This window comes from Lentilactobacillus senioris (assembly GCF_026798195.1).
Classification (GTDB): domain Bacteria; phylum Bacillota; class Bacilli; order Lactobacillales; family Lactobacillaceae; genus Lentilactobacillus; species Lentilactobacillus senioris_A.
Map to the genome: position 1 here is coordinate 272,401 of NZ_JAPQEZ010000002.1, position 13,091 is coordinate 285,491.

At 40.9% G+C, this 13,091-nt stretch carries 24 protein-coding genes; 23 read left to right on the forward strand and 1 reads right to left on the reverse strand.

The genetic code is table 11. The features are described from left to right. Window positions 1-27: 27 nt before the first annotated feature. Window positions 28-717 carry a prepilin peptidase gene (locus OXT66_RS03540; RefSeq protein WP_268595755.1) on the reverse strand — a complete coding sequence of 230 codons (690 nt, stop codon included), beginning with the start codon at window positions 715-717 and terminating at the stop codon, window positions 28-30. A 234-nt stretch (window positions 718-951) separates the two neighbouring features. Between OXT66_RS03540 and rpsL the strand changes: the two genes are divergently transcribed. The 23 genes from rpsL to rpmD all read left to right on the forward strand — a co-directional run bounded on the left by rpsL (window position 952) and on the right by rpmD (window position 13,081). Next, on the forward strand, window positions 952-1,365 hold the full coding sequence (rpsL, locus tag OXT66_RS03545) for a 30S ribosomal protein S12 (RefSeq protein WP_056978573.1): 414 nt from the start codon (window positions 952-954) through the stop codon (window positions 1,363-1,365). A 43-nt stretch (window positions 1,366-1,408) separates the two neighbouring features. After that, window positions 1,409-1,879, forward strand: coding sequence for a 30S ribosomal protein S7 (rpsG, locus tag OXT66_RS03550; RefSeq protein ID WP_056978571.1), 471 nt, complete (start codon window positions 1,409-1,411; stop codon window positions 1,877-1,879). 69 nt (window positions 1,880-1,948) lie between these two features. Next, a complete protein-coding gene (gene fusA, locus OXT66_RS03555; RefSeq protein ID WP_268595759.1) occupies window positions 1,949-4,042 on the forward strand; it encodes an elongation factor G in 2,094 nt (697 codons plus the stop codon). A gap of 360 nt (window positions 4,043-4,402) precedes the next feature. Next, window positions 4,403-4,711: a 30S ribosomal protein S10 gene (rpsJ, locus tag OXT66_RS03560; protein ID WP_054671360.1), complete on the forward strand. Its 309-nt coding sequence runs from the start codon at window positions 4,403-4,405 to the stop codon at window positions 4,709-4,711. 27 nt (window positions 4,712-4,738) lie between these two features. Continuing rightward, on the forward strand, window positions 4,739-5,374 hold the full coding sequence (rplC, locus tag OXT66_RS03565; RefSeq protein WP_268595761.1) for a 50S ribosomal protein L3: 636 nt from the start codon (window positions 4,739-4,741) through the stop codon (window positions 5,372-5,374). A gap of 17 nt (window positions 5,375-5,391) precedes the next feature. After that, window positions 5,392-6,015 (forward strand): 50S ribosomal protein L4, encoded by a 624-nt coding sequence (gene rplD, locus OXT66_RS03570; protein ID WP_268595763.1) that lies wholly within the window; start codon window positions 5,392-5,394, stop codon window positions 6,013-6,015. Then, entirely contained in the window at window positions 6,015-6,302 is a 288-nt protein-coding gene (gene rplW / locus OXT66_RS03575) for a 50S ribosomal protein L23 (RefSeq protein ID WP_054671369.1), read from the forward strand. The genes rplD and rplW overlap by 1 nt, the downstream gene beginning before the upstream one ends. A 34-nt stretch (window positions 6,303-6,336) precedes the next feature. Then, window positions 6,337-7,176, forward strand: a complete 840-nt coding sequence (gene rplB, locus OXT66_RS03580; protein WP_054671372.1) for a 50S ribosomal protein L2 — start codon at window positions 6,337-6,339, stop codon at window positions 7,174-7,176. A gap of 40 nt (window positions 7,177-7,216) precedes the next feature. Continuing rightward, on the forward strand, window positions 7,217-7,492 hold the full coding sequence (gene rpsS, locus OXT66_RS03585) for a 30S ribosomal protein S19 (protein WP_054671375.1): 276 nt from the start codon (window positions 7,217-7,219) through the stop codon (window positions 7,490-7,492). Window positions 7,493-7,509: 17 nt separating this feature from the next. Then, window positions 7,510-7,866 carry a 50S ribosomal protein L22 gene (rplV, locus tag OXT66_RS03590; protein ID WP_056978561.1) on the forward strand — a complete coding sequence of 119 codons (357 nt, stop codon included), beginning with the start codon at window positions 7,510-7,512 and terminating at the stop codon, window positions 7,864-7,866. A 3-nt stretch (window positions 7,867-7,869) separates the two neighbouring features. Next, window positions 7,870-8,535 carry a 30S ribosomal protein S3 gene (rpsC, locus tag OXT66_RS03595; protein WP_056978559.1) on the forward strand — a complete coding sequence of 222 codons (666 nt, stop codon included), beginning with the start codon at window positions 7,870-7,872 and terminating at the stop codon, window positions 8,533-8,535. Window positions 8,536-8,537: 2 nt separating this feature from the next. Further along, window positions 8,538-8,972, forward strand: a complete 435-nt coding sequence (gene rplP, locus OXT66_RS03600) for a 50S ribosomal protein L16 (protein ID WP_268595769.1) — start codon at window positions 8,538-8,540, stop codon at window positions 8,970-8,972. Continuing rightward, entirely contained in the window at window positions 8,962-9,156 is a 195-nt protein-coding gene (gene rpmC / locus OXT66_RS03605) for a 50S ribosomal protein L29 (RefSeq protein WP_054671389.1), read from the forward strand. The genes rplP and rpmC overlap by 11 nt, the downstream gene beginning before the upstream one ends. A gap of 22 nt (window positions 9,157-9,178) precedes the next feature. Continuing rightward, a complete protein-coding gene (rpsQ, locus tag OXT66_RS03610) occupies window positions 9,179-9,445 on the forward strand; it encodes a 30S ribosomal protein S17 (protein WP_054671392.1) in 267 nt (88 codons plus the stop codon). 55 nt (window positions 9,446-9,500) lie between these two features. Continuing rightward, window positions 9,501-9,869 (forward strand): 50S ribosomal protein L14, encoded by a 369-nt coding sequence (gene rplN / locus OXT66_RS03615; protein ID WP_054671396.1) that lies wholly within the window; start codon window positions 9,501-9,503, stop codon window positions 9,867-9,869. Between the two features lie 27 nt (window positions 9,870-9,896). Then, window positions 9,897-10,205 carry a 50S ribosomal protein L24 gene (gene rplX, locus OXT66_RS03620; protein WP_268595773.1) on the forward strand — a complete coding sequence of 103 codons (309 nt, stop codon included), beginning with the start codon at window positions 9,897-9,899 and terminating at the stop codon, window positions 10,203-10,205. 20 nt (window positions 10,206-10,225) lie between these two features. Continuing rightward, entirely contained in the window at window positions 10,226-10,768 is a 543-nt protein-coding gene (rplE, locus tag OXT66_RS03625; protein ID WP_268595775.1) for a 50S ribosomal protein L5, read from the forward strand. Between the two features lie 16 nt (window positions 10,769-10,784). Continuing rightward, window positions 10,785-10,970 carry a type Z 30S ribosomal protein S14 gene (locus OXT66_RS03630; RefSeq protein WP_054671402.1) on the forward strand — a complete coding sequence of 62 codons (186 nt, stop codon included), beginning with the start codon at window positions 10,785-10,787 and terminating at the stop codon, window positions 10,968-10,970. 30 nt (window positions 10,971-11,000) lie between these two features. Continuing rightward, on the forward strand, window positions 11,001-11,399 hold the full coding sequence (gene rpsH / locus OXT66_RS03635) for a 30S ribosomal protein S8 (RefSeq protein WP_054671406.1): 399 nt from the start codon (window positions 11,001-11,003) through the stop codon (window positions 11,397-11,399). Window positions 11,400-11,430: 31 nt separating this feature from the next. Continuing rightward, window positions 11,431-11,970, forward strand: a complete 540-nt coding sequence (gene rplF, locus OXT66_RS03640; protein ID WP_268595778.1) for a 50S ribosomal protein L6 — start codon at window positions 11,431-11,433, stop codon at window positions 11,968-11,970. A 25-nt stretch (window positions 11,971-11,995) separates the two neighbouring features. Next, window positions 11,996-12,358: a 50S ribosomal protein L18 gene (rplR, locus tag OXT66_RS03645; RefSeq protein WP_054671413.1), complete on the forward strand. Its 363-nt coding sequence runs from the start codon at window positions 11,996-11,998 to the stop codon at window positions 12,356-12,358. A gap of 20 nt (window positions 12,359-12,378) precedes the next feature. Continuing rightward, window positions 12,379-12,882, forward strand: coding sequence for a 30S ribosomal protein S5 (rpsE, locus tag OXT66_RS03650; RefSeq protein ID WP_268595780.1), 504 nt, complete (start codon window positions 12,379-12,381; stop codon window positions 12,880-12,882). 13 nt (window positions 12,883-12,895) lie between these two features. After that, window positions 12,896-13,081: a 50S ribosomal protein L30 gene (gene rpmD, locus OXT66_RS03655; protein ID WP_054671419.1), complete on the forward strand. Its 186-nt coding sequence runs from the start codon at window positions 12,896-12,898 to the stop codon at window positions 13,079-13,081. Window positions 13,082-13,091: the final 10 nt, after the last annotated feature.

A 13,091-nucleotide genomic window follows, 5' to 3' on the forward strand; every position in this document is an offset into this window, starting at 1 on the left:
ACAGGATGCCAATCGCATCCTGTTTTTTTATGGAATTGTAAAGGTTAATAATTGAGGTGCGAATTGCGTAGTAAGGGCATATCCACCAAATAAAAAGGGTAAAAAGGCAATTCGATGATGGAAATAAAGGTGAGGCCGTAACAATAGGTAGCTTATTGCTAAGATACAGGCTAAAAATAAAACCCAGACAGTAAAAAGAAGACCATTAGTTAACCAAAGTAAAAATAAAATATCGATATCCCCAGTACCAATGAAGGTACTGAAGTGATTAATAATAATTACCGTTAAATAAATAGGAAACAACTTTAAATAATTAAAACTCCAGGGAAATATTAATATGATAATTCCTAGCCATGCGAGAAGGGGCCAACTGGGAATAGTTTGAGTATGGTAATCCCAGGTAACTAAATATGCGAACAAAATTAAGATTAAAGTTTTAGCAATCGAGGGACAATTAGGTAAAACCATAATAAAAACTAGCCCCAAAAGTAGTTCAGTTTGTAAAGTTATTTTTGCAATTTTGGTGTGGCAATAACGGCAATGACCCCATAGTCCAATAAAACTGATGATGGGGATCAGGTCGTACCAAGCTAAGTGGTGATTGCAACTATCACAATGAGAAGCAGGAAAAATAATGGATTCATGACGTAGTTGTCGTTGAATGACTAAGTTGAAAAAGGAAGCCCAGCATGCTCCTAAACTAAAATTAATTATCATTTTTTCACCTCCAAACTAAGATACGAAAGTAGCTGAAAAAGTCTTTGAAGGATTGACATTTTGAGTCAGCAATGATAAATTAATGAAGGTGCTTTTTGCGACAGGTTTCTGAAACGATCAGACATGCTGACTGTTCGGTCAAAAAGTGTGTGCAGGTGCCGATTCTTTTTTACCCAAAAAAGAACCACCTGGATGTGTGGACTTACAATGGAAAAATGAAAGGAGAACTTTTAGATGCCTACAATTAATCAATTGGTCCGTAAAGGACGTAAATCAAGAACTACTAAATCAAATGCTCCTGCTTTGAACTACGGTTACAACAGTTACAAGAAAAAGTTAACTGACAACCCAGCTCCTCAAAAACGAGGCGTTGCTACCCGTGTTGGAACTATGACACCAAAGAAGCCTAACTCTGCTTTGCGGAAATACGCTCGTGTTCGTCTTTCTAACTTGATCGAAGTTACTGCTTATATCCCTGGTATTGGCCATAACTTGCAAGAACATAGTGTTGTTTTGATCCGTGGGGGCCGTGTAAAGGATTTACCTGGGGTTCGTTATCACGTTATCCGTGGTGCTCTTGATACTGCCGGTGTTACTGATCGTCGTCAAAGTCGTTCTAAATACGGTACTAAGAAACCTAAGGACTAACATACAGCTTAATTTAAATATTTAAATATAGGAGGATGACGATATGCCTAGAAAAGGAAACGTCCAAAAACGGGAAGTACTTCCTGATCCAATTTACAACTCAAAAATGGTTACCCGCTTGATCAACCACTTAATGCTTGATGGTAAGCGTGGTACTGCTTCAACAATCTTATACGATGCTTTTGACCTTATCAAAGAAGAAACTGGTAACGATCCAGTTGAAGTATTTGATGAAGCAATGAAGAACGTTATGCCAGTTCTTGAAGTTAAAGCTCGCCGTGTTGGTGGTTCTAACTATCAAGTTCCGATCGAAGTTCGTCCAGATCGTCGATCAACTCTTGGTCTTCGTTGGATCGTTCAATACGCTCGTTCACGTGGTGAACACACTATGAACGAACGTCTTGCACGTGAAATTATGGATGCAGCCAACAACACTGGTGCAGCTGTTAAGAAACGCGAAGATACTCATAAAATGGCTGAAGCCAACCGAGCATTCGCTCACTACCGTTGGTAATATTTATTTTAAAGTCGGCCGTCTAGCCGACTTTATTTCTGATTTTAAATCGAGAGGAGTAACAATTTAATGGCTAACAAACGAGAATTTCCCCTAGAAAAAACTCGTAACATTGGTATCATGGCCCATATCGATGCCGGTAAAACTACTACTACTGAACGTATCTTGTACTATACTGGTAAGATTCACAAAATTGGTGAAACCCATGATGGTGCTTCACAAATGGACTGGATGGAACAAGAACAAGAACGTGGTATCACTATCCAATCAGCAGCTACCACTGCTCAATGGAAAGGTTACCGGGTTAACATCATCGATACCCCAGGTCACGTGGACTTCACTATGGAAGTTGAACGTTCATTGCGGGTTCTTGATGGTGCCGTAACCGTTCTTGATGCTCAAGCCGGTGTTGAACCACAAACCGAAACTGTTTGGCGTCAAGCTTCTGAATATAGTGTTCCTCGTATCGTCTTTGCTAACAAGATGGATAAGATGGGCGCTAACTTTGACTTCTCAGTTGATTCAATCGGCGAACGTTTGAACGCTAATGCTTTAGCAATTCAAATGCCTATCGGTGCTGAAGATGACTTCGAAGGGGTTATCGACTTGGTTGAAATGAAAGCCGATCTTTACGACGAAGACGAACTCGGAACTGAATGGGATACTGTTGATATTCCTGATGAATACAAAGAAGAAGCCCAAAAACGTCGTGATCAAATGATTGAAAAATTAGCTGATATCGACGAAGACATCATGGAAAAGTACTTGGAAGGTGAAGAAATTTCTGTTCCAGAAATTAAAGCAGCTATCCGTAAAGGTACTTTATCACTTGAATTATTCCCAGTACTTGCTGGTTCTGCCTTCAAGAACAAGGGTGTTCAAATGATGTTAGATGCCGTTGTTGACTACTTACCATCACCACTTGATGTTAAGCCATACAACGCTACTGACCCTGAAACTGGTGAAGAAGTTGAACTTAAAGCTGATGACAACGCACCATTTGCTGCCTTGGCATTTAAGATCATCACTGATCCATTCGTTGGTCGTTTGACATTTATCCGTGTTTACACTGGTACTTTGGAATCTGGTTCTTACGTACTTAACTCTACTAAGGACAAGCGTGAACGTATCGGTCGTTTGGTTCAAATGCATTCTAACCAACGTAACGAAATTCCTGAAGTATTTTCTGGTGATATTGCTGCTGCTATTGGTTTGAAGAACACTACTACTGGTGATTCTTTGACTGATCCAGATCATCCATTACACCTTGAATCAATGGAAATTCCTGATCCAGTTATCCAAGTTGCCGTTGAACCAAAATCAAAGGCTGACCGTGATAAGATGGATGTTGCTATTCAAAAGCTTGCTGAAGAAGATCCTTCATTTAGAGCTGAAACTAACCATGAAACTGGTGAAACTTTAATCGCCGGAATGGGTGAATTACAACTTGATATCATCATCGACCGGATGAAGCGTGAATTTAACGTTGAAGCCAACATCGGTGCTCCTCAAGTTTCATACCGTGAAGCATTTACTAAGAAGACTTCCGCACAAGGTAAGTTTGTTCGTCAGTCTGGTGGTAAAGGTCAATACGGTGACGTTTGGATTGAATTTGAACCAAACGAAGAAGGTAAAGGTTTCGAATTCGAAGATGCTATCGTTGGTGGGGTTGTTCCTCGTGAATACATCCCTTCAGTTGAACAAGGTTTGAAGGAAGCTATGGAAAACGGTGTTCTTGCCGGTTACCCAATGGTTGACTTGAAAGCTAAGTTATACGATGGTAGTTACCATGAAGTCGATTCTAGTGAAGCTGCCTTTAAAGTGGCTGCTTCAATGGCATTGAGAAATGCTGCTAAGACCGCTGATTCTGTTATCTTGGAACCAATTATGAAGGTTGATATCAGTGTTCCTGAAGAATACATGGGTGATATCATGGGCCAAGTTACCGCACGTCGTGGCCGTCTTGACGGTATGGAAGATCGTGCCGGTGCTAAGGTTATCCATTCATTCGTTCCATTGTCAGAAATGTTTGGTTACGCAACTACTCTTCGTTCTGCATCACAAGGCCGTGGTACTTTCACTATGACTTTTGATCACTACGAAGCAGTGCCTAAGAGCATTCAAAAAGAAATTATTGAAAAAAATGGCGGTAACGCTGGTTAATTCATAATTTCAATTAAACTGAGTTTAGCTTTTGCTTGACTCTAAGTGAAATAGGAGTTAAGGTCTTTGAGACCTTAACTCCTATTTTTTTGTATTTAAAAAAAATCTACAAAGATTACAAATCTACGTTATATTACAATTTGAAGAAAAAGAGAAAACTTGCGTGCTAGACCTTGCGTCCAGCCTGGGTTTCATGTAGAATGATCTAGTACTTGTGTTTAAGGGGCATTTAGGCTCTAAATAAGTATGTATTAGCTTTGATGTGAAAGGTTGCGACACACCCGGATGCTTTGCCATGGGTGCGGCGGTAATTTTCACGGAGTTAGTCCTATTTTCAAAATAGACGAAGGAGGGAACACAATGGCAAAACAAAAAATTCGGATTCGGTTGAAGGCATACGAACATCGTATCTTAGACCAATCAGCAGACAAGATTGTTGCTACAGCACAACGGACTGGTGCTACTATTTCTGGCCCAATTCCATTGCCAACTGAACGTACAATCTATACTGTTTTAAGTTCACCACATAAATACAAGGATGCGCGTGAACAATTTGAAATTTTAACCCACAAGCGGTTAATTGATATTTTGAACCCAACGCCAAAAACTGTTGATTCATTAATGAAATTGGATCTTCCTAGTGGTGTGGATATCGAAATCAAACTATAAAAATACATTTATATCGGAGGTGTACTCATGACCAAAAAAGGAATCTTAGGAAAAAAGGTTGGTATGACGCAAGTCTTTACTGACAACGGCGAATTAGTTCCAGTTACTGTTATCGAAGTAACTCCTAACGTTGTTATGCAAGTTAAGACTAACGAAACTGACGGTTACGAATCTGTTCAACTTGGCTTTGATGACAAGCGTGCAGTATTAAGTAACAAACCGGCAGATGGCCACGCAAAGAAAGCTAACACTAATCCTAAGCGCTTCATTAAAGAAATCAAAGATGTTGAGCTTAGCGATTACAGTGCAGGTGATGAAGTTAAGGTTGACATCTTTGAACCAGGTGACGTTGTTGACGTAACTGGTACTACAAAGGGTCATGGTTACCAAGGTAACATCCATAAAGACGGTCAACGTCGTGGACCTGAAACTCATGGTTCTCGTTATCACCGTCGTCCAGGTTCACTTGGTGTTATTATTAACCGGGTTGTTCCAGGAATGAAATTACCAGGTCGAATGGGTAACAAGACTGTTACTATTCAAAACTTAGAAGTTGTTAGCACTGATGTTGAAAACAACGTAATCCTTGTTAAAGGTAACGTTCCAGGTGCTAACAAATCATTTGTTACAATTAAAACTGCCGCTCGCGGCTCAAAGAAATAGAAAGGAGGAAATGATAAATGACTGATGTAGCATTATACAAACAAGATGGTAGTCAAAACGGCACTATTGCTTTGAATGACGAAATCTTTGGTATCGAACCAAACGAACACGTTGTTTTTGATACCATTTTGATGCAACGGGCATCAATGCGTCAAGGTACCCACGCCGTTAAGAACCGTTCTGCTGTTCGTGGTGGTGGTAAGAAGCCATGGCGTCAAAAGGGAACTGGCCGTGCTCGCCAAGGTTCTATTCGTTCCCCACAATGGCGTGGTGGTGGTGTCGTATTTGGTCCTACACCTCGTTCATACGCTTATCATTTACCTCGCAAGGTAACTAGACTTGCAATGAAGTCAGTTCTTTCCGCTAAGGTAGCTGATGACAAGCTTGTTATGATTGATTCTCTTGCCTTTGAAGCACCAAAGACTAAAGAATTTGCTAACATGCTAAACACTTTAAATGCTGATACAAAAACTTTGGTAGTCTTGGAAAACGACAACGAAAACGCTATTCGTTCAGCTCGTAACCTTGAAAATGTTAAGGTTATCGACGCTAAGGAAGTTAACGTTTTAGATGTTGCTAACTACGACAAGGTCGTAATGACTAAGACTGCTCTTTCTCAAGTAGAGGAGGTGCTCGCATAATGGAATCACGTGATATTATTTTGCGCCCAGTAGTTACTGAAGAATCAACTTCTAAGATGGACGACAAGCGTTACACCTTTGACGTGGATTTACGAGCAACTAAAACTCAAGTTAAAAAAGCAATCGAAGACATCTTTGATGTTCAAGTTGTTAAAGTTAACATCATGAATGTTCGCGGTAAGTTAAAGCGCCAAGGTCGTTACTCTGGTTACACTAAGAAACGTCGTAAGGCAATCGTAACTTTATCTGCTGACTCAAATGAAATTCAATTATTCGGTCAAGAATAATTAATTAATATCTTTTATATAGGAGGGAAACATCGTGGCGATTAAAACATATAAGCCAACCAGCAACGGTCGACGTAATATGACAAGCCTTGACTACAGTGAAATCACTAAGTCAAAGCCTGAAAAATCATTGCTTGAATCAAAGAACAAGACTGCTGGTCGTAACAACTACGGTCATATGACTGTTCGTCATCGTGGCGGCGGTAACAAGAACTTGTACCGTGTCATCGATTTCAAGCGTAACAAAGATAACGTGCCTGCAACTGTTAAGGCAATCGAATACGATCCAAACCGGACTGCAAATATTGCATTGGTATACTATGAGGATGGTATTAAAGCTTACATTTTGGCTCCTAAGGGCTTAAAGGTTGGCGATAAGATCGAATCTGGTCCAGATGCTGATATCAAAGTTGGTAACGCATTACCACTTACTAACATTCCTGTTGGTTCAGTTATCCATAACATTGAATTGAAACCTGGTAAGGGTGGCCAATTGGCTCGTTCTGCTGGTGCTTCTGCTCAATTACTTGGTCGTGACGGTAAATATGCTTTGGTTCGTTTGACTTCTGGTGAAGTTCGGATGGTCCTTGCAGTTAACCGTGCCACAATCGGTGCAGTTGGTAACGAAGAACACGAATTAGTTAACGTTGGTAAAGCTGGTCGTAACCGTTACAAAGGTCAACGCCCACACGTTCGTGGTTCTGTAATGAACCCTAACGACCATCCACATGGTGGTGGTGAAGGTAAAGCTCCTGTCGGACGTCCATCACCATTATCACCATGGGGTAAGAAGACGGTTGGTAAGAAGACTCGTTCTAAGAGAGCTAAGTCTGATAAGTTTATCGTTCGTCGTCGTAAAGGCTCGAAGATGTAATTTAAACTAAACAAAAAGATTTAGTAGAGGAGGTTTCAACATGGGTCGTAGTTTGAAAAAGGGACCTTTCGCCGATGAGTACTTACTCAAAAAGGTTGATGCCCAAAAAGATGTAGAAAAGAAAGCTGTCATCAAAACTTGGTCACGTCGTTCAACGATTTTCCCTAGTTTTATCGGCTACACATTCGCTGTTTATGATGGTCGGAAGCATGTACCAGTTTACGTGCAAGAAGACATGGTAGGCCACAAGTTGGGTGAATTTGTTCCAACTCGTACTTTCCACGGTCATGGTGGCGACGACAAAAAAACTCGTTAATAGCAAGGAGGATAACAATGGCTGAACAAATCACATCAGCAACGGCAACTGCCAAAACTGTTCGAATTGCAGCACGTAAGGTCCGCCTTGTGGTTGACCTAGTTAGAGGTAAAAGTGTTGCTGAAGCCTTAGCAATCTTGAAGTTCACCCCACGTGGTGCATCTCCAGTAGTTGCTAAAGTTCTTAACTCAGCAGTTGCAAATGCAGAAAACAACTTTGACTTAGATAGTCAAGATCTTTACATTAGTAAAGCAATCGTGAATGAAGGTCCTACTTTGAAGCGTTTCCGCCCAAGAGCTAAAGGATCTGCATCACCAATCAACAAAAGAACAAGTCACATCACTATCGTTGTGTCTGAAAAAAAGGAGGGATAAAGCGTGGCTAAGACAATCAATCCTAACGGTTTACGAGTAGGGATTATTCGTGACTGGCAAGCTAAGTGGTATGCTGAAAAAGATTATGCTAACTACTTGCGTGAAGATTTACAAATTCGTAAATACATCGAAAAGCGTCTTGCAAGTGCTTCAGTTTCAACCATTGAAATCGAACGTGCCGCAAACCGCGTTAACATTTCTATCCACACCGCTAAACCAGGTATGGTTATCGGTAAGGGTGGTTCTGAAGTTGAAAACCTACGTAAGGAACTTAACAACCTTACCGGTAAACGTGTTCACATCAACATCATCGAAATCAAGAAACCTGATTTGGATGCTAAATTAGTTGGTGAAAGTATTGCTCGTCAATTGGAAGGCCGTGTTGCATTCCGTCGGGCTATGCGTCAAGCTATTCAACGGACTATGCGTTCTGGTGCCCTTGGTATCCGTACTCAAGTTGCTGGTCGTTTGAATGGTGCCGACATGGCACGTGTTGAATCTTATTCAGAAGGAACTGTTCCATTGCATACTTTGCGTGCAGATATTGATTATGCATGGGAACAAGCATTTACTACTTACGGTGCCATTGGTGTCAAAACTTGGATCTACCGTGGTGAAATCCTTCCAGATAAGCCAAATAGTCAAAAAGCTGAAAAAGGAGGGGAATAAACATGTTAGTACCAAAGCGTGTTAAGTTCCGTCGTGAGCACCGTGGCCACATGCGTGGCGAAGCTAAAGGCGGTAAGACGGTAGCATTCGGTGAATTCGGTTTACAAGCTCTTGATTCACATTGGATCTCAAACCGTCAAATCGAAGCTGCTCGTATTGCGATGACCCGTCACATGAAGCGTGGTGGGAAAGTTTGGATTAAGATTTTCCCTCACAAGTCATATACTGAAAAAGGTGTCGGTGTCCGAATGGGTAATGGTAAAGGTACTCCTGCTGGATGGGTAGCTCCTGTAAAACGCCAAAAGGTAATGTTTGAAGTTGCCGGCGTTGATGAAGCAACTGCTCGTGAAGCTTTGCGCCTTGCCGCAATGAAACTTCCCGTTCGCACTAAGATCATAAAACGTGAGGAAGTAGGTGGCGAATCAAATGAAGGCTAAAGAAATTAATGAATTAACCACTGCTCAGATGCTTGAAAAAGAGAAAGATTACAAAGACGAATTGTTCAATCTTCGTTTCCAACTAGCCACTGGTCAATTGGAAAACACTGCTCGTCTTAAGCAAGTTCGTAAGAACATTGCTCGTATCAAGACAGCTCTTCGTCAACAAGAACTAAGCAAATAGAATACGATAGGAGGTATGATTAATGGCTGAAGAACGTAACCAGCGAAAGGTATATCAAGGACGCGTTGTTTCTGATAAGAACAACAAGACCATCACCGTCGTTGTTGAAACTTACAAAAACCATCCAACATATGGCAAGCGTGTTAAGTACTCAAAGAAGTACACCGCTCATGATGAAAACAACGAAGCAAAGGTTGGCGATATCGTTCGAATCATGGAAACTCGTCCTTTGTCTGCAACAAAGCGTTTCCGTTTGATCGATATTGTTGAAAAAGCAGTTATTATTTAATTTAAAATCATTTTTTATCGTATTCTGATTTAAAAAATGAAGGGAGGATAAACCTGTGATTCAACAAGAAAGTCGTTTAAAAGTTGCCGACAACTCAGGTGCAAAAGAAATTCTGACTATTAAGGTTTTAGGTGGCTCTACTAGAAGATATGCCGGTATCGGTGATGTGATTGTTGCTACTGTCAAACAAGCAACACCAGGTGGCGTTGTCAAAAAAGGTGACGTTGTCAAGGCAGTTGTTGTTCGGACTAAAGCTGCAACTCGTCGTAATGATGGTTCATATATTCGTTTTGATGAAAATGCTGCTGTTTTAATTCGTGATGACAAGAGCCCTCAAGGTACTCGTATTTTTGGCCCGGTTGCTCGTGAATTACGTGATAGCAATTTCATGAAAATTGTATCATTAGCCCCAGAAGTTCTCTAAACTACCAAAAATAAGGAGGTGCCCGTAATGTTTGTAAAAACTGGTGACAAAGTTCGTGTCATTGCCGGCAAGGACAAGGGTAAAGAAGGAACAGTAAAAAAGACTATTGCTTCTAAAGACCGCGTTATCGTTGAAGGCATTAATATGGTTAAGAAACATAACAAGGCTTCTCAATCCAATCCTCAAGGAGGAATTGTTGATACTGAAGCACCTATCCATGTTTCTAACGTAATGCTCATCGACCCATCAAACAACGAACCAACCCGTGTTGGTTTCCGCGTTGAAGATGGTAAAAAAGTTCGTTTTTCCAAGAAGTCAGATAAGGCTATCGATTAAGAAAGGAGGACCACACTTAAATGTCAAGTCGTTTACAAGAAAAATTCAATAGCGAAATTACTCCACATATGATGGACAAGTTTGGCTACAAGTCAATCATGCAAGCTCCTAAGCTTGATAAAATTGTTTTGAACATGGGTGTTGGTGACGCCGTTACCAACGCTAAAAACTTGGATGAAGCAGTTGCTGAATTAGCTTTAATCTCAGGTCAAAAGCCTTTGGTTACTAAAGCTAAAAAATCAATTGCCGGATTCAGATTACGTGAAGGAATGTCAATTGGTGCTAAGGTAACTCTTCGTGGTGACCGGATGTACGACTTCCTTGACAAGTTAATCAATGTTTCTCTTCCTCGAGTTCGTGATTTCCACGGTGTTAACTCTCGTTCATTCGATGGTCGTGGTAACTACACTCTAGGTATTCGGGAACAATTGATTTTCCCTGAAATTGATTATGATAATGTTAACCGTGTTCGTGGTTTGGACATCGTTATCGTTACTACTGCTAATACCGATGAAGAAGCACATGAGTTGCTTGGTCAATTCGGTATGCCATTCACAAAGTAATCTAGGAGGTTTCACATTGGCTAAAAAATCATTAATTGTAAAAAGTGAACGTCCAGCTAAGTTTTCAACGCAAGCTTACACTCGTTGTGAACGCTGTGGACGGCCTCGTGCAGTCTACCAAAAATTCCATCTTTGCCGTATTTGCCTTCGTCAACTTGCCCATGAAGGTCAAATCCCTGGTATGAAGAAAGCTAGTTGGTAAAAATAAACATAAAAAGGAGGTTGTTCGCACATGTCTATGACTGATCCAATCGCAGACTTCTTGACTCGTATTCGTAACGCCAACATGGTTCGTCACGAAACTGTCGAAGTACCTGCTTCAAAAATCAAAGGCGATATTGCTGAAATTCTTAAGCGCGAAGGTTTTGTTCGCGATGTAGAATACATCGAAGACGATAAGCAAGGCATTATTCGCGTATTCCTTAAGTATGGTCAAGATAACCAACGTGTTATCACCGGTCTTAAGCGAATTTCAAAACCTGGTTTGCGTTCATACGTCAAAGCAGATGCTGTTCCTAAGGTTCTTAATGGTTTAGGAATTGCTATTATTTCAACTTCAAACGGAGTTATCACTGATAAAGAAGCTCGCGCTAAAAAAATCGGTGGCGAAGTATTAGCTTACGTTTGGTAAAAATTAAAAAGGAATTGGAGGTGAAATAAAAATGAGTCGTATTGGTTATAAAACAGTTGTTTTACCAGCTGGTGTAGAAGTAAAACAAGAAGGTAACGTGGTTACTGTTAAAGGTTCTAAAGGTACTTTAAGCCGTGAATTCTCTGACATGGTTAAGATGAATATCGAAGGCAACAAAGTTAACTTTGAACCAGTAGGAAACTACAATAACAAAGTTCGTGCAATGCATGGTACTTCACGTGCCAACTTCAACAACATGGTTGAAGGGGTTACTGATGGTTTTAAGAAAACTCTTAAACTTGTCGGTGTTGGTTACCGTGCTCAACTTAAAGGCAGCACTTTGACCCTTAACGTTGGTTACTCAAACCCAGTTGAAATGACTGTCCCAGAAGACTTGACTGTTGAAGTTCCTGACAACACTACTATCAATATCTCAGGTATTGACAAGCAACACGTCGGAGACTTTGCTGCTTCAGTTCGTGCCGTTCGTTCACCAGAACCTTACAAAGGTAAAGGTATTCGTTACGAAAATGAACACATTATTCGCAAAGAAGGTAAGACTGGTAAGTAATTTATCAGCCTAAATAAAATTTGAGGTGACTATTTTGATTTCAAAACCAGATAAGAACAAAAATCGGAAACGACGTCACAATCGTGTCCGCAATAAGATCTCTGGTACTGCAGAGCGCCCACGCTTGAATGTTTTTCGCTCTAACCAAAACATCTACGCTCAAGTAATTGATGACGTAGCGGGTGTAACGCTTGTTAGTGCCTCAACATTAGAAGAAGCTGTCAGTGGTACTAAGACTGAACAAGCTGCTAGTGTTGGTAAGTTAGTTGCAGAACGTGCAGCTGCTAAGAACATTAAAAATGTCGTATTTGATCGTGGTGGATACATTTATCATGGTCGTGTCCAAGCTCTCGCTGAAGCAGCTCGCGAGAACGGATTAGAATTTTAGAGAAGGAGGAATAACCGCACATGAAGAAGTTTATTGATCCCGATAAGTTAGAACTTGAAGACAACGTTGTCTCCATTAACCGGATCACTAAAGTTGTTAAGGGTGGACGTCGTCTTCGTTTCGCTGCTTTAGTCGTTGTCGGTGATAAGCACGGTCATGTTGGCTTTGGTACTGGTAAAGCTCAAGAAGTTCCCGAAGCTATTCGTAAAGCTATCGAAGCAGCTCGTAAGAACTTGATTGAAGTTCCAATCGTGGGTACTACCATTCCTCATGAAATCATTGGAACTTACGGTGGTGGCCGCATTATGCTTAAGCCTGCCGAAGAAGGTTCTGGGGTTGCAGCTGGTGGGGCTGTTCGTGCCGTTATGGAACTTGCTGGTATCGATGATGTTACTAGTAAGCGTCTTGGTTCAAACACTCCTGTCAACGTTATCCGCGCAACTTTTGCCGGTCTTGAAGGCTTGAAGAATGCTGAAGAAGTTTCAGTATTACGTGGCGTTTCAACCGCACACTTAGCTGAATAAGGAGGGAATTAAGATGGCTCAATTAAAAATTACTTTAAAACGTAGCGCAGCTCATCGCCTCCCTAAGCAACGTAAAATTGTTAAGGCACTTGGCTTGGGCCGCATCAACAGCTCAGTTGTTAAACCTGACAACGAAGCTATCCGTGGAGCACTTTTCCACATTGCACACTTAATTGAAGTTGAAGAAGTTAAAGATTAATTAACAAGGA